This is a genomic window from Streptomyces sp. NPDC031340, from assembly GCF_055569945.1.
In genome coordinates this window covers 109,146-129,469 of record NZ_JBVIIE010000016.1, presented here as the reverse complement: position 1 = coordinate 129,469, position 20,324 = coordinate 109,146, and the positions used below count along the sequence as shown (strand labels likewise).

Annotated in this window: 20 protein-coding genes and 1 pseudogene; 13 read left to right on the top strand and 8 right to left on the bottom strand. The window is 74.1% G+C overall.

All coding sequences use genetic code 11. The features are described 5' to 3' along the window. Window positions 1-3 precede the first annotated feature (3 nt). From ACZ5GT_RS15195 to ACZ5GT_RS15185, 3 genes are read left to right on the top strand one after another with little or no spacing between them, the layout of a single operon-like run. A complete protein-coding gene (locus ACZ5GT_RS15195) occupies window positions 4-435 on the top strand; it encodes a roadblock/LC7 domain-containing protein (protein WP_469021923.1) in 432 nt (143 codons plus the stop codon). 1 nt (window position 436) lies between these two features. Further along, complete coding sequence (locus tag ACZ5GT_RS15190) at window positions 437-796, top strand: DUF742 domain-containing protein (protein ID WP_469021916.1); 360 nt, start codon at window positions 437-439, stop codon at window positions 794-796. Continuing rightward, complete coding sequence (locus tag ACZ5GT_RS15185; protein WP_469021909.1) at window positions 783-1,394, top strand: GTP-binding protein; 612 nt, start codon at window positions 783-785, stop codon at window positions 1,392-1,394. Before ACZ5GT_RS15190 ends, ACZ5GT_RS15185 begins: the two co-directional genes overlap by 14 nt. A 175-nt stretch (window positions 1,395-1,569) precedes the next feature. Here the strand turns inward: ACZ5GT_RS15185 and ACZ5GT_RS15180 are convergent, their stop codons facing one another. Together ACZ5GT_RS15180 and ACZ5GT_RS15175 are read right to left on the bottom strand one after the other, a co-directional pair. Next, window positions 1,570-3,054, bottom strand: a complete 1,485-nt coding sequence (locus tag ACZ5GT_RS15180; RefSeq protein WP_469021904.1) for an aromatic amino acid ammonia-lyase — start codon at window positions 3,052-3,054, stop codon at window positions 1,570-1,572. Window positions 3,055-3,059: 5 nt separating this feature from the next. Next, window positions 3,060-3,980, bottom strand: coding sequence for an ABC transporter substrate-binding protein (locus tag ACZ5GT_RS15175; protein ID WP_469021899.1), 921 nt, complete (start codon window positions 3,978-3,980; stop codon window positions 3,060-3,062). Between the two features lie 445 nt (window positions 3,981-4,425). Here ACZ5GT_RS15175 and ACZ5GT_RS15170 point away from each other — a divergent pair, with 445 nt between their 5' ends. From ACZ5GT_RS15170 to ACZ5GT_RS15155, 4 genes are read left to right on the top strand one after another with little or no spacing between them, the layout of a single operon-like run. Then, window positions 4,426-7,023, top strand: coding sequence for a sensor histidine kinase (locus ACZ5GT_RS15170; RefSeq protein WP_469021896.1), 2,598 nt, complete (start codon window positions 4,426-4,428; stop codon window positions 7,021-7,023). After that, window positions 7,020-7,496, top strand: coding sequence for a roadblock/LC7 domain-containing protein (locus ACZ5GT_RS15165; protein WP_469021892.1), 477 nt, complete (start codon window positions 7,020-7,022; stop codon window positions 7,494-7,496). Before ACZ5GT_RS15170 ends, ACZ5GT_RS15165 begins: the two co-directional genes overlap by 4 nt. 34 nt (window positions 7,497-7,530) lie before the next feature. Beyond that, window positions 7,531-7,947, top strand: a complete 417-nt coding sequence (locus ACZ5GT_RS15160) for a DUF742 domain-containing protein (protein WP_469021888.1) — start codon at window positions 7,531-7,533, stop codon at window positions 7,945-7,947. After that, window positions 7,934-8,536 (top strand): GTP-binding protein, encoded by a 603-nt coding sequence (locus tag ACZ5GT_RS15155; RefSeq protein WP_469021884.1) that lies wholly within the window; start codon window positions 7,934-7,936, stop codon window positions 8,534-8,536. The genes ACZ5GT_RS15160 and ACZ5GT_RS15155 overlap by 14 nt, the downstream gene beginning before the upstream one ends. 91 nt (window positions 8,537-8,627) lie before the next feature. Here the strand turns inward: ACZ5GT_RS15155 and ACZ5GT_RS15150 are convergent, their stop codons facing one another. From ACZ5GT_RS15150 to ACZ5GT_RS15140, 3 genes are read right to left on the bottom strand one after another with little or no spacing between them, the layout of a single operon-like run. Further along, window positions 8,628-9,296: an ABC transporter permease gene (locus ACZ5GT_RS15150; RefSeq protein ID WP_469021880.1), complete on the bottom strand. Its 669-nt coding sequence runs from the start codon at window positions 9,294-9,296 to the stop codon at window positions 8,628-8,630. Next, window positions 9,293-10,015, bottom strand: coding sequence for an ABC transporter permease (locus ACZ5GT_RS15145; RefSeq protein ID WP_469021877.1), 723 nt, complete (start codon window positions 10,013-10,015; stop codon window positions 9,293-9,295). The genes ACZ5GT_RS15150 and ACZ5GT_RS15145 overlap by 4 nt, the downstream gene beginning before the upstream one ends. Next, the gene (locus ACZ5GT_RS15140) at window positions 10,012-11,133 is read right to left on the bottom strand and encodes an ABC transporter ATP-binding protein (RefSeq protein WP_469021874.1); all 1,122 of its coding nucleotides are present in this window, start codon (window positions 11,131-11,133) and stop codon (window positions 10,012-10,014) included. The genes ACZ5GT_RS15145 and ACZ5GT_RS15140 overlap by 4 nt, the downstream gene beginning before the upstream one ends. Window positions 11,134-11,247: 114 nt before the next feature. Here ACZ5GT_RS15140 and ACZ5GT_RS15135 point away from each other — a divergent pair, with 114 nt between their 5' ends. After that, window positions 11,248-11,376 carry a hypothetical protein gene (locus ACZ5GT_RS15135; protein WP_469021871.1) on the top strand — a complete coding sequence of 43 codons (129 nt, stop codon included), beginning with the start codon at window positions 11,248-11,250 and terminating at the stop codon, window positions 11,374-11,376. Between the two features lie 79 nt (window positions 11,377-11,455). Next, the gene (locus tag ACZ5GT_RS15130) at window positions 11,456-12,454 is read left to right on the top strand and encodes an NAD-dependent epimerase/dehydratase family protein (RefSeq protein ID WP_469021866.1); all 999 of its coding nucleotides are present in this window, start codon (window positions 11,456-11,458) and stop codon (window positions 12,452-12,454) included. Between the two features lie 81 nt (window positions 12,455-12,535). Here ACZ5GT_RS15130 and ACZ5GT_RS15125 read toward each other — a convergent pair whose 3' ends face one another. Together ACZ5GT_RS15125 and ACZ5GT_RS15120 are read right to left on the bottom strand one after the other, a co-directional pair. Then, window positions 12,536-13,648 (bottom strand): sensor histidine kinase, encoded by a 1,113-nt coding sequence (locus tag ACZ5GT_RS15125; RefSeq protein WP_469021860.1) that lies wholly within the window; start codon window positions 13,646-13,648, stop codon window positions 12,536-12,538. A gap of 497 nt (window positions 13,649-14,145) precedes the next feature. Next, window positions 14,146-14,850 (bottom strand): annotated as a pseudogene (locus ACZ5GT_RS15120) (response regulator transcription factor); the annotation flags it as partial. Window positions 14,851-14,953: 103 nt separating this feature from the next. Here ACZ5GT_RS15120 and ACZ5GT_RS15115 point away from each other — a divergent pair. The 3 genes from ACZ5GT_RS15115 to ACZ5GT_RS15105 are packed head-to-tail and all read left to right on the top strand — an operon-like array spanning window position 14,954 to window position 17,165. Beyond that, window positions 14,954-15,682, top strand: coding sequence for a glycosyltransferase family 2 protein (locus ACZ5GT_RS15115; RefSeq protein ID WP_469021855.1), 729 nt, complete (start codon window positions 14,954-14,956; stop codon window positions 15,680-15,682). Further along, window positions 15,679-16,287, top strand: a complete 609-nt coding sequence (locus tag ACZ5GT_RS15110) for a TIGR04282 family arsenosugar biosynthesis glycosyltransferase (RefSeq protein WP_469021852.1) — start codon at window positions 15,679-15,681, stop codon at window positions 16,285-16,287. The genes ACZ5GT_RS15115 and ACZ5GT_RS15110 overlap by 4 nt, the downstream gene beginning before the upstream one ends. Next, on the top strand, window positions 16,284-17,165 hold the full coding sequence (locus tag ACZ5GT_RS15105) for a class I SAM-dependent methyltransferase (protein WP_469021846.1): 882 nt from the start codon (window positions 16,284-16,286) through the stop codon (window positions 17,163-17,165). Before ACZ5GT_RS15110 ends, ACZ5GT_RS15105 begins: the two co-directional genes overlap by 4 nt. 325 nt (window positions 17,166-17,490) lie before the next feature. On the opposite strand, the gene ACZ5GT_RS15100 is transcribed toward ACZ5GT_RS15105, so the two are convergent. Next, window positions 17,491-18,708, bottom strand: a complete 1,218-nt coding sequence (locus tag ACZ5GT_RS15100; protein ID WP_469021841.1) for a molybdopterin-dependent oxidoreductase — start codon at window positions 18,706-18,708, stop codon at window positions 17,491-17,493. A gap of 114 nt (window positions 18,709-18,822) precedes the next feature. On the opposite strand from ACZ5GT_RS15100, the gene ACZ5GT_RS15095 reads away from it, so the two are divergent. Beyond that, on the top strand, window positions 18,823-20,298 hold the full coding sequence (locus tag ACZ5GT_RS15095; protein WP_469021837.1) for a hypothetical protein: 1,476 nt from the start codon (window positions 18,823-18,825) through the stop codon (window positions 20,296-20,298). The last annotated feature ends 26 nt before the right edge of the window (window positions 20,299-20,324 follow it).

Below are 20,324 nucleotides of genomic sequence, written 5' to 3'. Positions count from 1 at the left end.
GCCATGACACGCCCCACGCCCGCCACCCACACCCAGCTCGACCAGCTGCTGACCGGACTCGTGGACCGGGTCGCCGAGGTGAACCAGGCCGTCGTGCTCTCCGAGGACGGCCTGGTCGTCAGCAAGTCGACCGGGTTCCTGCGGGACGACGCCGAACGCCTGGCGGCGACGGCGTCCGGTCTGATGAGCCTCAGCAAGGGCGTCAGCATGGACTTCCGCGGCGGCCCGGTGCGTCAGGCGCTGATCGAGATGGCCAACAGCTACCTGATCCTGACCTCCGCCGGGCCGGGCGCCCACCTCGTGGTGCTCACCAGCGCGGGCGCGGACGTCGGCGTGGTGGCGTACCAGATGAACATGCTGGTGAAGAAGATCGGCGAGCACCTCAGCGCCGCGCCGCGGGCCGGCATCGGCCCCGCCGCCGGCTCCGGCGCGTGAGGTGGGGGGAGGCGATACGACGGGCCGGCTCGTACGACCGTTCGCTCTGACGGGCGGACGGACCCGGCCCAGCCGCGCCGACTTCACGCTCATCACGACGGTGACCGCGGTGGACCCGCCGCCGACCTGGGCCACCCGGCCGCAGCCCGAGCACCAGCGCATCCTGCGCCTGTGCGCCGAGCCGGTCGCCGTAGCGGAGATCGCCGCCCTGCTGGACCTCCCGGTGAGCGTGATCGTCATCATGCTCGACGATCTGCTGGAGGCGGGCTGGATCACCGTCCGCCCGCCGCGTTCCGTCACCCGCACATCACCCGACCTGGACCTGTTGCAGAAAGTGAGGGACGGCCTTGGCCGACTCTGACACCGTCACCCGGGCGGCACCCGACACGGTCAAGATCCTGATCGCCGGGGGCTTCGGCGTCGGCAAGACCACCATGGTCGGGTCGGTCAGCGAGATCGCCCCGCTGCGCACCGAGGAACCGCTGACCGCGGCCGGGCTGGGCGTCGACGACCTCGACGGCATCGAGCGGAAGAAGGCCACCACGGTGGCCCTGGACTTCGGCCGGATCACCGTCGGCGACGACCTCGTGCTGTACCTGTTCGGCACGCCCGGCCAGCAGCGGTTCTGGTTCATGTGGAACGACCTCGCCGTGGGCGCCCTCGGCGGCGTCGTCCTGATCGACGTGCGCCGCCCGCAGACGAGCTTCGCCGCGCTGGACTTCTTCGAACGCCGGGGCATCCCCTTCGTCGTCGGCGTCAACGGCTTCTACGGCGACCACCCCTACCCGCCGGAGGAGATCCGCGAGGCTCTGGCGCTGCCGGACCACGTCCAGGTGCTGCTGTGCGACGCCCGGGACCGCGCGTCGAGCCGGGACGTCCTGATCGCCCTGCTCGACCAGCTGATCGCCGCGGCGGCCGGCCCGGACGGCGACGACCGGCTCACCCACCCGGTCGGCTGACCCGGCAGCCGGTCCGGGGCCGATACCCGCACGGTCTCCGGCCCGGAGCGGACGCCGGGCAGCCACACGCGGGCCGCCGACCCTGAGTTCCGGCGCGGAGCGGACGTCACACCCCCGCGCGGGAGTTCCGGCCCGGAGCGAACTCCGCACCGCCTCGCGGGAGTTCCGGCGGAGGTCAGAGGCGGGCGAGGGCGGGGAGGAGGGCCGTCGCCGTCGTCACGTCCGCGGTCAGGGGGCGGTCGTCGGTGCCGGGCGGCAGGGCCTGGGCCGCCACGGTGAAGGCGTCGGCCGGCGGCGGGGCGGGGTGCATCCGCAACGCCCGGACGGCGACGACGAGTTCGCAGGCCAGGACGGTGGCGTAGGCGTCCACCGCGCGCAGTGCCTGGCGGGCGGCCTGGGAGGCGAAGCTCGCGGCCTCCTCCAGCCCGTGCGACAGCACGGCGTGCCCCGCCGACGCGGGCGTGGCGCAGGAACGCAGCTCCGCCAGCGCCGAGTTGGCGGTGTACTCCAGGATCATCGTGCCCGAGCTGCCGGCCGGGCCGGCGGCGAGGTGGGCGGGCAGGCCGGTCAGGTCGGTCCGGCCGAGGGCGGTGAGGCGGGCCGCGGAGAGCTGGGCGGTCTGCAGCAGGGCAAGGTTCAGGCCGTCCAGGGCGAGGCCCAGCGGGGCGGCGAAGAAGCCGCCGTGGTGGTGGGCCGCGGTGCCGTCGAGGGCGATCAGCGGGTTCTCGGACGGGCAGTTGACCTCGGTCTCCAGGACCCGCCGCAGCGCGTCGGCGGCGTCCAGGGCGCAGCCGTGCACCTGCGGGAAGGCACGGAAGCCGTAGGGGTCCTGTATACGACGACCCGGCCGGACCGGGCTGCCCAGCAGCCGGCGGGTCTCCGCCGCCGCGTGCGCGGCGCCCGGGTAGGGGCGCAGGGCGTGCACCTCGGCCGCGTAGGCCTCCGGGGAGCCGGAGACGGCGGCGAGGGACAGGGCGGCGACGGCGTGCGTGGCGCGCAGCAGGACGCCGAGGTCGTGGCAGACCAGGGTGGCCTGGCCGAGGGCGAGGGCGTTGCTGCTGAGCAGTGCGAGGGCGTCGCCCGGCTGGAGGACGACGGGGGCCGGCAGGCCGTGCGAGGGGTCGCCCAGCCAGGGGCGTTCGCCGATGAGGGTGAGGCCGGTCTGGGCCAGGGCGGTCAGGTCGCCGGTGCCCAGACCGCCGTACTCGCTGACCGCGGGGTGGACGCCCAGCCGCAGGGCCTCGGTGAGGGCGTCGACGAAGGCGGGCTGGATGCCGGAGCCGCCGGCGAGCAGCTGGTTGGCGCGCACGGCGAGCATGGCGCGCACCTGACGGGCCGGCAGCGGCTCACCGGCGCCGCCCGCGTGACTGCGCAGCAGGCGCAGCCCGTGGCCCGCCTCGTCGTCCGCTTCGACCGTCACCGAGCGGTGGGCGCCGACGCCGGTGCCGCGGCCGTAGAGGAGTCCGGCGGCGGCGAGCCGCTGGGCGGCCTGCCAGGAGCGGCGGGCCCGCTCGATCGCCTCGGGCGGCACGGCGGGCACGGCCGCGGCGTCGGCGAGCGCGACCACCCCGTCGACGTCGAGGGTGGCGCCGTCCAGGCCGACGCGGGTGCCGCCCTGGCGAGGGAGCACCCGCGTCGGTCCGTCGGGGGTCGTCTCCAACGGTGTCAGTCCAGGCCGGCCGACTTCAGCCAGGCCTTGGCGACGTCCAGCGGGTCCTTGTTGTCGAGCTGGACCTGGGAGTCGAGGTCCATCAGGACCTTGGTGTCGAGCTTGGCCGAGACCGCGTTGAGCGCGTCGACGCCCTTCTGGGAGAGCCCGCTCTTGTAGACGAGCGGCTGCACGTTCTCGAACCCGAAGAGGTTCTCCGGGTCCTGGAGGACCACGAACTTCTCCTTCTGGATGGTCGGGTCCGTGGTGAACACGTCCGCGGCCTGCACGGTGTTCTTCTTCAGCGCCGCCTGCGTCAGCGGGCCGCCCGCGTCCAGCGCCTTGAAGGACTTGAACTCCAGGCCGTACACCGACTTCAGGCCGACCAGGCCCTGCTGGCGGGTCTGGAACTCCGGCGAGCCGCCGAGGGTCAGGTCCTTCGCGACGTCCTTGAGGTCCGCGATGCTGGACTCGGAGGTCAGCCGGTACTTGTCCGCGGTGGCCTTGTTGAGGGTGACCGAGTCCTTGTTCTGAGCGGACGCCGGCTCCAGCAGCGTCAGCTTGGAGTCGAGCTTGGCCTCGATGGCGGTGGTGGTGGCCTCGACGGTCTTCGGGGCTGCCTTGGCGTCGAGGTAGGCCAGCAGTGCGCCGTTGTACTCCGGCAGCACCGTGACGGAGCCGTTCTTGAGCAGGCCGTACGTCGTCTCGCGGCTGCCGATGTTGGACTTGTAGGTGACCTTGACGCCCTTGGCCTTGAGGGCCTCGCCGTAGATGTCGGCGATCAGGATGCTCTCGGCGAAGTTGTTGGAGCCGACGACGACGCTCTTGCCGTCCGAGGCGCCTTCCTTCAGCGGGTCGGACTTGTCTTCGGAGGAGGAGGAACATCCAGCCAGCAGGACCGTGGTGGCGGCGAGCGCGGCGACGGCCGCGGGATGCATCCTGAGGGACCTGCTGCGATGGGCGTTGAAAGTCACGATTCCCGTTCCGGACTTGGGGGTTGGGTGGGAAAGAGCGAGCTGCGCTACTGATCCAATCCAGCCCGTTCTCCCGCAGTCAAGTGCCCCACGGTCACCAATCGGCCTCGATGAGTGATCAGTTGTGAAGACCGGGCGAGCGGACTCACGCGAAAGCGGAGGCGCGTTGTAACGGATTCTTGACGTACAGCGACACGCTTGATCGTCCGAAGGCGGTAGTCTCACCGCCGTCGACGTCGGTCACAGTCGTTTACAGGGGCCACTTCGGTGCCCTCACGCACCATCGCCGTCGACCAGAGCCGCCCAGAGTCGTTCAGAGTCATGCAGCGCCATGCAGAGTCAGTCGAAGTCGCTCCGAATCGGTCACACGCCGCCGTCGCGCGAGTGAGTTCTTCCTGAAGGAGGCCCGGTGTCCACGGACGAAGTGGACGCGACCGCCCGGCCCGCCCCGTCACCGCGCAGTGGCGGCACACGGAGGTTCGCCGACCGGTGGCCGTTCAGGCGCAAGCTCAACCTGTTGGTCGGCATTCCGCTCGCCATGGTCGCCGTCCTGCTGGCCTACCTCTTCGCCGATCAGGTGCGCACGTCGCAGGACGCAGCGGACGCCGCCCGACTGGTGCGGGACAGCGCGCAGGTGGCCGAACTGGTCGACCGGGTGGAGGCCGAGCACCAGCAGGCCATCCTGCTCTCCGTGCGCTTCGAGGCCACCGACACGGGCCGTACGCCGTCCACGGCCGGCTACCGCGCGGCGCAACAGGCCGTCGACGCCCAGGTCGAGAAGGTGTCCGGCACCTTCGGCGACCGGCTGCCGGAGACCGAGGCGCAGGCCCTGAAGGAGGTCCTGGGCCTGAGCAGCCTGCGGTCCACCGTGGAGCAGGGCTACCTGCCCGCCAACAACATCGACCCGGCGTACACCAACGCCGCCAAGGGGCTGATCGACGGCCTCGGGCTGGACCGCAACGCGGCGCTGGCGGCCACCTTCACCGGCAACCTGCTCGACTCGCTGCTGCGCGCCGCCGGCGCCCACAGCGCCTTCGAGACCAGCGTGCTCTCCGCCCGCACCGGGGACACCAACGCGCTCATCGAGTACAACAGCGCGGTCGCCTCCTACGCCCTGTACACCGACCAGGCCGACCGCTTCGCCCGGTTCGCCACCGAGACGCAGGCCGACGAGCTGGGCCGCATCGAGCACAACACCGCGCAGGCGTCGATCATCCGGCACTACGCGGAACTGCAGCTCGACCCGGGCGGCCTGCAGGCCACGACGCCCGCGCAGGTACGCCGGACCTTCAGTGAGGCGCTCGCCGCCTACCCCGTCTACCACGAGCAGTCCCGGACCCGGCTGAAGATCACGGCCTCCCTGATCGACCAGATCGCCGACCGCGCGGAGGACGCCTCCGAGGACGCCTCGTGGCGCGCGGGCCTGCTGCTGAACCTCGGCTTCATCGGCTTCGCCGTCTGGATCGCCTTCTCCGTCCTGGTACGCCGCTCGGTGGTCCGGCCGGTGCTGGCGCTGACCGACGCCGCCCAGGAGGTCGCCGACGTGGCCGGGCGCGAACTGGCCCGGGTGGCCGACGACGACGCCGAGGACGCGAGCCCGCCGAAGCTGCGCGAGATGCCGGTCACCGCGGCCGACGAGATCGGCGAACTGGCCCGGATGTTCAACCGCGTGCAGACCAACGCCGTCGCGCTGCTGGAACGTCAGGTGCTCAGCCGCCGCAACGTCGCCGAGATGTTCGGCAACGTCGGCCGCCGGGTGAGCAACCTGACGACCCGTCAGCTGGCGTTGATCGACGCGGTGGAGCGCGGCGAGACCGACCCCGCCCTGCTCGAACGCCTTTACTCCATCGACCACATCGCCGTGCGGCTGCGCCGCAACGCGGACAGCCTGATGCTGCTCGCCGGCATCCGCGAGACGGTCCTGGACTCCGGTCCCACCGCGCTCACCAACGTGGTGCGGGCCGCGCTCGGCCAGATCGAGGGCTTCCAGCGGGTGCGGCTGCAGGCGCGGACCGAGGTCATGCTGGAGCCCGACATCGTCGGCGACCTGACGCTGATGACGGCCGAACTCCTGGAGAACGCCGTGTCGTTCTCGCCCGCCGGCAGCCCGGTGGACGTGTTCGTGCGGAACTCCTCCGGCGAGGGCCCGGCCGGCGCCTCGATCGTCGTCTGCGACCACGGCCTCGGCATGAGCGCCGAGCGGCTCGCCGAGGAGAACGCCCGGCTGGTCCGCCGCGAACGCCTGGACGTGATGCCGACGAAGGTGCTCGGCCTGTTCGTGGTCGGTACGCTGGCCCGCCGCTGGGGCGTCGAGGTGCTGCTGTCCCGTACGCCGGGCGGCGGCATCACGGCCGAGGTCACCATCCCCTCGTCGCTGCTGCTGACGATGAGCCCGCCGGCCGCGGACGCCTCCGGCAGCCGCCCCGGACCCGCACTGCCGCCGGCCGGCCCGCGGTACGCCTCGTCGGCGGAGAGCTCCGGGCCCCGGCCCGCCGCTGTCGAGAGCGTCCGGCCGGGCGCCGCCGTGGCGGACGCCGGGGACCCCGGGGACCCCGGGGACCCCGGACCACTCCCCCGCCGTCTGCCCCGGCGCGAGCCGGCCGCCGCGACCGGCACGGCCGGAACGGCTGGCACGGCCGGAAAGGCCGACGTGGCCGGGACGCCGTCGGGTGGCGTTCCGCTCATCCCCAGGGCACGTACCGAGACGACACTCCCGGAGACGACGCTGTCCCCCGCACCGTCCGGCGACGGCTCCGCCCGTCCCCTGCGCCGCCGCGTGCGCGGTGCCACCCTCCACACCACCGCCGACGCCGGCCAGCAGGCGGCACGGCAGGCTCCCCGGCCCGCCGACGCGGAAGCGGTCCGTGCCGCGCTCGACGAGTTCGAGGCGGCCGTGGAGCGCGCGAACCGCGACAGCTGCACCCGCCCGACCACCCCTGACCAGCACCAGCACCAGCACCAGCACCAGCACCAGCAGAACGACCTCCCGGAAGGAGCGGAGCAGTGAGCACGTCGTCAGGTGACACTCCGACGGGAGGCGCCACGCCGACCGATCTGCAGGCCGCCGCAGCCGACTTCACATGGCTGCTCAACCGGTTCGCCACCGAGACCGCGGGCGTCGTCGACGCCATCGCGGTGTCCTCCGACGGCCTGCTGATCGCCGTGTCGCAGTTGCGCGAGCACGCCGACTCCGAGCGGCTGGCGGCGATCGTCTCCGGCATCACCAGCCTGGCCGCCGGCGCCTCCGGCAACTACGGCCTGGGCGCCCTCAACAAGGTCATCATCGACCTGGAGGGCGGCCATGTGCTGGTCTCCGCGATCGGCTGCGGCGCCGTGCTCGGCGTGGTCACCGACAAGGAGGCCAAGCTGGGCAACATCGCCTACGAGATGACGCTCTTCGCCAACCGGGCGGGCAGCGCGCTCAGCCCGCAGCTGGTGCTCGAACTGAAGAACAGCGTCGGCTCCACGTCGATGCGCTGACCGGGCCGGGCCCGGTCGAGGAGGAAGACAATCCATGGCGGACGGCTCCCCGCGCCCGGGACCGGACCCGGTCGGCCCCGCCCCCGCCGTACGGCCGTTCCTGGTCACCGCCGGCCGGGTGGCGCCCACCGCGCCGGGCCGGCCGGTACCCGTGGAGACCCAGGTGGTGGCGACCGCCGAGGGCCTCGCGGTGCTGGACGGGCTCACCTTCGAGCAGCACGACATCGTCGCCGCCTGCCGGCAGCCGCAGTCCATCGCGGAGATCGCGGCCCGGCTGCGGCTCCACCTCAACGTCGTGCGCATCCTGGCCGAGGACCTGCGCGCCGCCGGACACCTGGCGGTGCACGTCCCCGACTCCGGCATGGTCCACGACGCCAACGTCCTGCGCAGGGTGATCGACGCCCTGCGCGCCATCCCCGACTCCCGAGGGGTAGTCCGTGACACCGACTGAAATGGCCACGCGCCCTTCGGCCGTCCGTGCGGCCGCCGTACGACCGCCGCTGCCGGTCAAGATGGTGATCGCGGGCGGCTTCGGCGTGGGCAAGACCACCGCCGTCGGCGCCATCTCCGAGATCGAGCCGCTGACCACCGAGGCCGCCATCACCGAGGTCGCGGCGGGCGTGGACGACCTGACCCACACCCCGCGCAAGACCACGACCACGGTCGCGCTGGACTTCGGCTGCATCACCATCGACCCGACGCTGAAGCTGTACCTGTTCGGCACGCCCGGCCAGGAGCGGTTCGGCTTCATGTGGGACGACATCGTCGAGGGCGCGATCGGGGGCCTCGTCATCGTCGACACGCGCCGCCTCGACGACTGCTACGCGGCCGTCGACTACTTCGAGCACCGGCAGATCCCGTTCGCGGTGGCGGTGAACGCCTTCGACGGGAAGGTCGAGTACACGCTGGAGGAGGTCCGCTGGGCGCTGGACGTCGCCGACCGCGTCCCGGTCGTGGTGTTCGACGCGCGTGAGCGCGGCTCGGTACGCGACGCGCTGCTCGTCGTCCTGGAGCTGGCGCTGGCCCGCGCGGAGGGGTGAGACGGGCCGAGGACCGGGGACGCGGCGAAGCGGGCCCGGGGCGGATGGAGGTTCCGCCCCGGGCCCGCGGTCTTCCCCGGTGGTCCGGCCGTCAGCCGGTGCGGCGCACCCCGGGCGACACCGAGAGCCGGGCCACCGCCCAGAAGGCCCCGAGCGTCACCAGGGCCAGTACGGCGACCAGGGTGGCGCCGCCCACGACCTTCTCGTAGTCGCGCTGGTAGAGGCCGTCGACGATGTAGCGGCCGAGGCCGCCGAGGCTGACGTAGGCGGCGATGGTGGCCGTGGAGACGATCTGGATGGCCGCCGAGCGCAGGCCGCTGAGGATCAGCGGGAGCGCGACCGGCAGCTCGACCTGGAACAGGATCCGCGGCTCCGCCATGCCCATGCCCCGCGCCGCGTCCACCGGCGAGGGGTCGACCGAGCGCACCGCCTCGTAGGTGGTGACCAGGATCGGCGGGACGGCGAGGACGACCAGCGGGATCATCACGGGCAGCAGGCCGAGGCCGAGCAGCACGAACATCAGCACCAGCAGACCGAAGCTGGGCAGCGCGCGGGCGGCCGTGGCGACGAACGCGAGGGCGTTGCCGCCGCGGCCGGTGTGCCCGGTGACCAGGCCGACCGGCAGTCCGATGGCGGCGGCGACGCCGAGCGCGATGAGCGAGTACTGGATGTGCTCGCGCAGCCGGGTGGGGATGCCGTCGTAGCCGTGCCAGTGGGCGCCGTCGCTGAAGAAGGCGTTGACGAAGTGGAGTACGTTCACCGGGCGGTCTTCTCCAGTGCGGCCGCGGCCGGTTCGGGCCGGGCGTCGGGCTCGTCGACGGGGCGGGTCCCGCCGGTGCCGCCGCGCGGCATCCACGGCGTCACCAGGACGCGCGCCAGGACCAGCAGGGCGTCAGCGACGATGGCCAGCACGGCCGTGCCGATCACCGACAGCCAGACCAGGCGCGGCTGGTGGTAGATCATGCCGTCGTTGAGCAGGTTGCCGAGTCCGCCCTGGTTGCCGATCAGCATGCCGATGCTGACCAGGGAGATGCTCGACACCGTCGCCACCCGCAGTCCGGCGATGATCGCGGGCGCCGCGATCGGCAGTTGCACCTGGAGGTAGCGGCGTACGGGGCCGAAGCCCATGGCGGTCGCGGCGTCCAGGGTCTCCTCGGGCACCGAGCGGACGCCGTCCACGATCGCCGGGACGAAGACGACCAGGCTGTAGACGGCCAGCGGGATCATCACGGTGGTCTCGCTCTGGCCGGTGTAGTCGATCAGGACGACGAAGAAGGCCAGCGACGGGATCGCGTACAGCACGGTCGTCACCCACAGCACCGGCGGGTACAGCCAGCGCAGCCGCACGCACAGCTGGGCGATCGGCAGCGCCGTCAACAGCCCGGCCAGCACCGGGAGCAGCGCCTCGCGCAGGTGCAGGCCGACCAGGCCCCAGTAGGTGTTCTGCAGGTCGCTCGGGATGTCGAAGAAACCGTTCATCCGGCGACCTTCGCGCTCTCCTCGTGCGCCCCGCGGATGGCCTCGGCGATCGCCTGCTGCGAGACGACGCCGACCGCCCGGCCGTCGTCGCCCACCGCGACCGCCCAGCCGGTCGGCGAGAGCACGGCGCAGTCGAGCGCGGCGCGCAGCGAGTCGGCGCCGGCCGCGAAGGGCCGCCCGTGCGCGAGGAGCCGGCCGGGGTCGATCTGCCCGGCGACCAGGTCGCGCGGCTCGCTCCAGCCGAGCGGCCGGCCGGCCGGGTCCGTCACGAGGAGGTAGGGCGCCTCCCCGGTGTCGCGGGCGGCGATCTGCTCGGCGGTGGAGTCCAGGGCGACGATCGGGGTGCTGAGCAGGTCGAGGCCGGCGGAGGAGAAGAAGGACAGCCGCCGGATGCCCCGGTCCGCGCCGAGGAAGTCCTCGACGAAGTCGTCCGCGGGGCTGGAGAGCAGTTCGGCGGGCGGCGCGAACTGGGCGAGCCGGCCGCCGGTGCGCATCACGGCGACCATGGTGCCGATCTTGACGGCCTCGTCGATGTCGTGCGTGACGAAGACGATGGTCTTGCCCAACTCGCCCTGGATGCGCAGCAGTTCGTCCTGCAGCCCCTTGCGCACCACCGGGTCGACGGCGGAGAACGGCTCGTCCATCAGCAGCACCGGCGGGTCCGCGGCGAGGGCGCGCGCCACGCCGACGCGCTGCTGCTGGCCGCCGGAGAGCTGGTAGGGGTACCGCCGGGCGAGTGATTCGTCGAGCCCGACCCGCTGCATCAGTTCCTTCGCCCGCGCCCGGGCGTCCTGCTTGCTCCAGCCGAGCAGGCGGGGGACGGTGGCGATGTTGTCGAGGATCGTGCGGTGCTGGAAGAGGCCGGCGTTCTGGATGACGTAACCCATGTACCGGCGCAGGGTGTTGACCGGCTGCTGCTGGATGTCCTTGCCGTTGAGGCGGATGGTGCCCGCGGTCGGCTCGATCATCCGGTTGATCATGCGCAGGGTCGTCGTCTTGCCGCAGCCCGACGGACCGACGAGCACGGTGATGGAGCGGTCGGGTATCTCCAAGGAGAGATCGTCGACCGCCACCGTCCCGTCCGGGTACCGCTTGGTGACTAAATCCATCCGTATCAAGGCGCCGAATACCCTTCGGGTCTGGCAGCAGGTGCTGCCCGCTCCCGGCCGCGGTCACGCGGGCCGCTGAGGGGCCGAGTCTAGACCTCTCGTGTCGCGTCTTCTCGTCGAGTCGTGTCGCGTCTTCTCGTCGAGACCGTGGCCCGGTTCGCGCACGCTTTCGCCGTCGGCCGGGTGGGACGACGGCGTCCGGGCCGGGCCTCCCCGGGCGGCCGTGGCCGGCTGACGGCGGCGCAGATCTGACGGCGCGGAGGTCTTACGGACCGGTGACGTGCCGGGCCGGCCCGGCCGACGCGGCCGTCCGGCGCCCTAGCGTTGGGCCATGCGTGTACTGGTCACCGGCGGTGCCGGGTTCATCGGGTCCCATGTCGTGCGGGCGCTGCGGGCGCGGGGCCACGAAACCGTCGTCCTCGACGTCCGGGCGGATCCGCCGTCCGACGTACGGGACGCGGAGACGGTCCGCCGCGCCCTCGCCGGGGTGGACGCCGTCTGCCACCAGGCGGCGATGGTGGGGCTCGGCACCGGCTTCGCGGACGCGGCGGAGTACGTCTCCCGCAACGACCTCGGCACCGCCGTGCTGCTGACCGCGATGGCGGAGGCGGGCGTACGGCGGCTCGTGCTCGCCGGGTCGATGGTGGCGTACGGCGAGGGGCGGTACACCTGCGGCCGGCACGGGACCGTGCGGCCGGGGCCACGGACCGTGGCCGACCTGGACGCGGGCCGTTTCGAACCGCCCTGCCCGGTGTGCGGGGCGGACCTCGCCCCCGGGCTGGTCGGCGAGGACGCCCCCGCCGATCCGCGGAACGTGTACGCCACGACGAAGCTCGCCCAGGAGCACCTGGCGGCGGCGTGGGCGCGGGACACCGGCGGCTCGGCGGTGTCGCTGCGCTACCACAACGTGTACGGGCCGGGTATGCCCCGCGACACCCCGTACGCCGGTGTGGCCTCCTTCTTCCGCTCGGCGCTGGCGCGCGGTGCGGCGCCGCAGGTCTACGAGGACGGCTGCCAGCGGCGGGACTTCGTCCACGTACGGGACGTGGCCGCCGCCAACGTGGCCGCCCTGGAGGCCGGTTCGGCCGGTTCACCGGAGGGTGCGCTGACCGCGTACAACACCGGCAGCGGCGAGGTGCGCACGGTCGGCGAGATGGCCCGGGCGCTCGCGGCGGCGTACGGCGGCCCCGAACCGGTCGTCACCGGCGCGTACCGGCTCGGCGACGTGCGGCACGTCACGGCCGACTCGGCGCGGCTGCGCGGGGAGTTGGGGTGGACGGCGCGGGTGGGGTTCGCGGAGGGGATGCGGGAGTTCGCGGCGGCCGGATGAGTGCCGGGGCGCGTGCGCTCAGGTCCGAGGCGCGTGCGCTCAGGCCCGAGGCGCGTGCGCTCAGGCCCGAGGCGCGTGCGCTCAGGTTCGGGCCGCGGGCAGCGTCACCTCGAATCGGCAGCCGCCGGGGATGTTGCGCACGCCGGCCCGGCCCCGGTGGGCCTCGACGATGCCGCGGACGATGGCGAGGCCGAGTCCCGCCCCGGCGGGCGGCGTCCGGGCGTGGGTGCCGCGCCAGCCGGTGTCGAACACGCGGGGCAGGTCCTCCTCGGGGATGCCGCCGCAGCCGTCGGTGACGGACACCACCACGCCGTCGGCCGAGCGTTCCGCGGCGACGGCGACCGTGCCGTCGGCCGGGGTTCGGCGGATCGCGTTGACCAGCAGGTTGCCGAGCACGCGGCTCATCTCCTTGCCGTCCACCTCGACCGGCACCGGCTCGATGCGGTCGCCGACGAGCCGCACGCCGTGCTCGCGGGCGAGGGCGTCCGCCCCGGAGAGGGCGTCGCCGACGAGGTCGTACAGGGACATCCGGGAGACGGACAGGGTCAGGGCGCCGGCGTGGATGCGGGAGAGTTCGAAGAGGTCGCTCACCATGTCGTTGAGGCGTTCGACCTCGGTGCGCATCTGCCTCAGGTAGCGGGCGGGGTCGGCGGCGACGCCGTCCTCCAGTGCCTCGGACATCGCGCGCAGTCCGGCGAGCGGGGTGCGCAGGTCGTGGGAGATCCAGGCGACGAGTTCGCGGCGGGAGGACTCCAGGGCGCGCTCGCGTTCCCGGGACTCGGCGAGCCTGGCGCTGGTGGCCTCCAACTCCCGGCTCAGCGTGGCGAGTTCGGCGGCGGCGGGACCGTCGGGCGAGGTGAAGTCGCCGCCGTCACCGAAGGAGCGGGCGGCGAGCGCGAGGGCCCGGCTGCGGGCGGCGACCCAGCGGCCGAGCAGGAGGGCGGTGGCGAGGGAGACCACGGCGGCCATCGCGACGACGGTCGTGACGACGCGCAGGTCGTGCCCGGACAGGAACATCGCCTGCGCGACCGCGAGCGTGCCCGCGAGCATCGCGGTGACGGCGACGCCGGCGACCACGGCGAGGTGCGTGACGAGCGAGCGCCGCCGGATCATCAGCAGCACCCCGGCGCCGAGGAGCCCGGCCGCGGCGGCACCGAGAAAGGCGAACAGGGCGATGAGCAGAGCGTCCCCCACGGTCACGCCTCCGCTCGGGGCGCGCCGGGAATCCGGGGCGCGTCGGACGCCCCGGGCCCGCCGAGAGTCCGGGGTGCGCCGGACGCCCCGGACGCCCCGGGCGCGCCGGGAGTCCGGAGTGCGCCGGACGCCCCAGGCCCGCCGGGGCCCCCGGGCCCATCGGACGCCTCGGCTGCTCCGGACACCCCGGCGTCATCGGATGCGCGGAAGGCCCCGGGCCCGTCGGAGGCCCCGGGCCCGTCGGAGGCCGCGGAAGCCCCGGGGCTGTCAGAAGCCCAGGAGGCCCCGGAAGCCCTGGCCCCGTCGGAAGCCCCGGGGTCATCGGAAGCCCGGGAAACGTCGGACGCTACGGACACCACGGAGGTACCGGAGGCGTCGGGCACTCCGGATGCCTCGGATCCGCCGGATGCCCAGGAAGCCTCGGAGGTGCCGGACACCCCGGAGCCGCCGGAGGCCCAGGAGGCGTCGGAAGCTCCAGCGGCGTCGAGCGCACCGGAGGCTCCCGAGGTGTCGAAGCGGTAGCCGACGCCCCAAACCGTCTGGATCAGGCGGGGGCGTGCCGGGTCGTCCTCGACCTTGCCGCGCAGCCGGCGGACGTGGACGGTGACGGTCGACAGGTCGCCGAAGTCCCAGCCCCACACCTCGCGCATCAGGTCCTGACGGCCGTAGACCCGCCCGGGGTGCCGCAGGAAGAACGCGAGCAGGTCGAACTCCCGCACAGTCAGAGCGAGTTCGTTGCCGTCCTTGACGGCGCGGCGGGCCGCCGGGTCGACGCTCAGGCCGGCCGCGCGCAGGATGCCGGAGGGCCGCGCGGGCCGGGTGCGGCGCAGCACCGACTCGACGCGCAGGACGAGTTCGCGGGGGCTGAAGGGCTTGGTGACGTAGTCGTCGGCGCCCACCTCCAGGCCGAGGATGCGGTCGTCCTCGTCGCCGCGGGCGGTGAGCATGATGACCGGCACCGGACCGCGGCCGCGCATCCGCCGGCACACCTCCAGGCCGTCCATGCCGGGCAGCATCAGGTCGAGGACGACCAGGTCGGGCCAGTGGGCGGCGGCCCGGGCGAGCGCGTCGGGGCCGTCGCAGGCCCGGTCGACGACGTATCCGGCCCGGTCGAGGTATCCGGTGACGACCTCGGCGACGGTGGGGTCGTCGTCCACGACGAGGACCCGGGCCCCGCCGGGTGTGTTCGGCTGCTGCTCCATGAAGCCAGCGTCGCACCGCGCGCACGGTGACGCCGCCGCCGCACCGTGACGTCCTTTTTCCGTAAGGAGCTTGCGTCCGATTCGCCCGTTTCGCGTTCGTAGGGTGAGAGGGGTGACGACCTCTTCCGCCTCAGCACCGGTCACGGCGTCCGTGGACGTCGTGCTGCCCTGTCTCGACGAGGCCGCGGCCCTGCCCTGGGTGCTGCGCCGCATCCCGCCCGGCTGGCGCGCGCTCGTCGTGGACAACGGTTCCACCGACGGCTCCGCCCGCATCGCCCGCGATCTCGGCGCGCACGTCGTGCGCGAGGAACGGCGCGGCTTCGGCGCCGCGTGCCACGCCGGCCTGACCGCCGCGACGGCCGACATCGTGTGCTTCTGCGACTGCGACGCCTCCCTCGACCCGGCCGGCCTGGTGCCGTTCGTCCGGCGGATCCTGGTCGGCGAGGCCGACCTGGTGCTGGGCAGGCGACGCCCGCAGACACGCGGCGCCTGGCCCCCGCACGCCCGGGCCGGCAACCTCGCCCTCGCCCGCCTGCTGCGCCGCCGCACCGGTCTGCGCCTGCACGACGTCGGCCCGCTGCGCGCCGCCCGCCGCGAGCCGCTGCTCGCCCTCGGCCTGTCCGACCGGCGCAGCGGCTACCCCCTGCAGATGGTGGTCCGCGCCGCCGACGCGGGCTGGCGGATCGCCGAGTACGACGTCCCGTACCGCCCGCGCACCGGCTCCTCCAAGGTGACCGGGACCTGGCGCGGCACCTGGCAGGCGGTACGCGACATGAGCCGCGTGCTCACCGACCCGGCCACCGGACCGGCCGGCGAGGGAGGCCCCGCGTGACGACGCTCATGGTCATCGCCAAGGAACCCCGGCCGGGGCGGGTGAAGACCCGGCTGACGCCGCCGTTCACCCCGTACGAGGCCGCGGCGCTCGCGGAGGCGGCCCTCGCGGACACCCTGGACGCGGTGGCGCGGACGCCCGCCCGGCGCCGGGTGCTGGTGCTGGACGGAGAGCCCGGCACCTGGCTGCCGGCCGGCTTCGAGGTGGTGCCGCAGTGCGCGGGCGGCCTCGACGAACGGCTCGCCGCGGCCTTCGCGGGCTGCGACGGCCCGGCCCTCCTGATCGGCATGGACACGCCCCAGGTGACCCCGGAACTCCTCGCCGTCGACTTCACGGACTGCGACGCCTGCTTCGGCCCCGCCGAGGACGGCGGCTTCTGGGCGCTGGGCCTGGCCGACCCCGATCCGGCGCTGCTGCGCGGCGTGCCCATGTCGACGCCGCACACCGGCACCGCGCAGCGCGCCCGGCTCGCGGGACTGCGGGTGCGGGAGCTGCCACGGCTGCGGGACGTGGACACCGTACGGGACGCGGACGCCGTCGCCGGGTCCGCACCCGGCAGCCGCTTCGCCGCGGTACGAGCACGTCTCGGGGCGGTGTCCGGGTGAGCGGTGCCAGGGTGCGGGACGCCGGTGTCAGGGGTACCGGTGACGCGGCGGCACTCACCGAGCGGCAGGCCGGACCGCTCCCGGTCGCCGCGCCGGGAGCCGCCGGGGAAGCCGGTCCGGAGTCGGCCGGGTGGGCGGGTGGGCATGGCGCCTGGTCCGCCGATCCCTACTCCGACGCCCTGCGCAGCGGCCGGGGTCCGCTCTTCCTGCGCCGGGCCGACGGCTGGCTGCTGCCCCTGGAGGTGGAGCGCTGGTGCGCGGACGCGGACGCGGCCGACCTGGAGGTGCTGCGGCGCTGCGAGGGCGCGGTACTGGACGTCGGCTGCGGGCCGGGCCGCCTGGTCGCGGCGCTGGCCGCGCGGGGCCGACCGGTGCTGGGCATCGACGTGAGCGAGGCCGCCGTCGCCCGCACGGTGGCCCTCGGCGGGCAGGCGCTGCGCCGCTCCGTCTTCGAGCCGCTGCCCGGCGAGGGCCGCTGGGGCACCGCGCTGCTGATCGACGGCAACGTCGGCATCGGCGGCGACCCGCGCGCCCTCCTCGACCGGGTGGCCCGGCTCCTCTCCCCCGGTGGCCTGTTGATCGCCGAGACGGTGCCCGGGCCGGACATCGACGAACGGGTGAGGGTGCACGTCACCGACGCCCGCGGGAGCGCCGGCCGCCCCTTCCCGTGGGCGCGGCTCGGCACGCCCGCCCTGCTGCGGCTCACGGGCCGGGCGGGCTGGCGTGCCGACGCTCAGTGGACGGCGGGCGGCCGCTGCTTCGTCGCCCTGCGCAGCCGCAGCGCGAACAGCAGCGCCGAGCCGGCGAACAGCGCGGCCGTCACCAGCAGCCAGCGGGTGGCGAAGCCGTCCGGGGACAGGCCGGTGGCGGAGGCGTAACGCCCCGCGACCTGCCCGCTGATCAGCGGGAACCACACCAGCAGCAGCATCAGCGAGAGCGCCGCGGGAACCCGGACGTACCCGGCCCACGTCCGCCTGCGGCCCACCGCCCGCACCAGCGCCCGGTCCGCCGCCGCGTACAGCGGCAGCAGCACCAGGTCGTGCAGCAGCGCCGCCCCCACCACCCACAGCACGACGCCGAACCGGTCCGCCGCGAGCAGCCGTACGCCCGCGTAGCCGGCGAGGGCGAACGAGCCGCCGAGCACGACGAGTTGCCGAGGACTGCCGAAGGCGTTCCCGAGGCGGCGCATCACAGGTCTCCGCATCACAGGTCTCCGAAGGTCATCCGGGCCACCCACTTGGTGTTGAGCACACCGGGTGCCGCGGGCACGATGATCCGCGCCGGGTGGCCGTGGTCGGGGGTCAGCTCCTCGCCGTTGACGAACAGGGCGAGCAGGGAGCGGGGGTCGGCGACCTGGTTCGCGCGCAGGGCGGCCCGGCGGAAGGCGCCGTGCCGCTGCAACGACTCCACGAGGACGTCGGCGGGGTCGTCGTGTCCGACGAGGGCGGCGAGATCGCGCAGCCGCACGCCGCGCCACCACTGGTCGGAGGTGGACCAGCCCTCCACGCAGGCGATGGGCAACGCCGCGCTGTGCAGCGGGAGTCGCAGCAGTTCGGCCCGGCCGAGCCGGACGGTGCCGGCGCGTCCGGTCAGCACCAGCCGCCAGGCGTCCTCGGCGGTCTCCGCCGCCCGGATCCCCGCTCGCGCGGCCGTCTTGTTGATCTGGAAGCCGCCCGGTCCCGCGGCCGGTTCACCGCCGCCGTGCGGTGCGAGGAGGGCGGTCCACCGCAGCCCGTCGGAGGTCTGCCCGGCGGTCGTGGCGACCAGCAGCAGCGAGCCGCCCCCGACCAGCCCGAGCGCACCGCGCCGGGACACCGTCGGCTCGGCGGGCCGCGGTGACGTCAACTCGCTTTCCTCCGAACGCAGTTGCCGCAGCCCGCGCAACGCGGCCGGTGTCTTCAGCGCGGCGTGCGCGAGGAACGCGGCGAAGAACACCCAGGCGCCGTAGAAGTGCAGAGGGTAGATGGAGCCGGGGAAGACGTAGTCCAACTGGACGTTGAGCACGCCGGTGGTGAACTCGAAGAGGCCGCCGCCGACCAGGAGCAGCAGCGATATCCGCTCCAGCGCGTGGGCGAGGGACCGGGCGGGCGGCAGCGCGAACAGCCGGGGCACGACCGACCACAGCTTGGCCAGCAGCACGGGGACCAGCGCGACGCCGAGGGTGACGTGGACACCCTGGGTGAGCCGGTACAGCCAGTGCGGGTGGGTCGGCCAGGGGAAGAGGTAGAAGCCGAGGATGCCCTTGTCCGGAGTCCTGTCGTTGAGCGGGGAGAGGTCCGGGTTGTAGGCGGCGTACGACAGCAGGCCCGTCACGAACAGCAGCGTGACACCGCCGAGCAGGACCAGGCCGAGCACCGACGTGAACCAGGGGCCGCGCACGGGGCTGCGCCAGAAGCCGGGCGAGAAGGGAGTCCGTGTCATGCCCCGACCGTAGGTCCGCGGCACCCCCGCGAAGGGCGCCGGAACCATGACGAAACTCTGACGTCCGCCCACGTCAGCGGGCCGGCCCGGCCGCCCGGTCCTACCGTTTTCGGCGTGACCCGCGCCCTCCCCGACGACGCCCTGCCCGACGACGCCCGCCTTCCCGGCCCCCTCCCCCGCGGCGACGCCCGCCGTGGCCGCGGACCGGCCCTCCGACGTGACCTGTACGCCGCCGGGGCCGCCGCGCTGCTGGTCGTGGCCGCCGTCCTGGTGGGCGACGCCCTGGAGGACCGGACCGGCTCGCTCCGGGTAGGCCGGCCACCGCTCCTCGCGACCTGGGAGCCGCACGTCGGCCCGGGTACGCCGGCCGCGGTCGCCGTGGCGATCGCGGTGATCGCGTACGGCGTGCCACTCGCCGCCCGACTGCCGTGGCGGCGGCTGCTGTTCGCGGTGTGGGGAACGGCGGCGGCCTGGACGTGGTCGCTGGCCCTCGTCGACGGCTGGTACCGGGGAGTCGCCGAACAGCTCACGACCCGCAGCGAGTATCTCCGGGCCGTCGGCCGTTTCCCCGACATCCCCGCCGCCCTGCGGGACTTCACCCACCACATCCTCATCGACGCGCCAGGCAACTGGCCCGCGCACGTCGCCGGGCACCCTCCCGCGGCCACGCTCACCTTCGTGCTGCTCGACCGGATCGGCCTGGGCGGTGGCGGCTGGGCGGGCGTCTTCGTCATCACCGTCGGCACGACCGCGCCGGCCGCGGTCCTGGTCGCCGTGCGGGCGCTGGTCGCGGAGCGGCCGGCCCGACGGGCCGCGCCCTTCCTCGCCCTGGCCCCGGGCGCGGTGTGGGTGGGCACCTCGGCGGACGGGTACTTCGCGGCGGTCGTCGCCTGGGCGGTGGCGCTGCTGGCCCTGGCGGTCACGGGTCACCGGCCGGGCGCGACCGGCTTCGCCTCGGGCCTGCTGTTCGGGCTGACCGCCTACCTCTCCTACGGCCTCACCCTCTTCGCCGTGATCGCCGCGGCCGTCCTGCTCCTCGGCTCCCGCCGCACCCCCCGCATGCCCTGCGCCCGCCACACCCTCCGCACGTGCCCGCCGCTCTCCCCGCTCGCCTTCCTGTCGGCCGGACTCGCCGTCGTCCCGGTGGTGTTCACCGCGCTGGGTTTCGACTGGTGGGCCGCGTACCGCCTGTTGGTCACCCGCTACCACCAAGGCGTCGGCGGGGTAAGGCCGTACGGCTACTGGGTGTGGGCGAACCTGGCCTGCACGGTGTTCGTCGTCGGCCCGGCGACGGCGGCGGGACTGCGGCGCACGGCGGCCGGACTGGGGCGCAGGGCGGCGGGACTGCGGCGCACGGGCACGGCGCCCGCCGGCCCCGTCCGCCTGGAATTGCTGATCGCCGCCGCGCTGCTCGCCCTCCTGGTCGCCGATCTGTCCGGGATGAGCAAGGCGGAGACGGAACGCATCTGGCTGCCGTTCGCCTGGTGGCTGTTGCCGGCCTGCGCGTTCCCGACCGGACGGCGCGGCTGGCTCGCGGCCCAGGCCGCGCTCGCCCTGCTGGTCAACCACCTGCTGCTGACCGGCTGGTGACCGGGTGGTCCACGACAGGCAGCGGC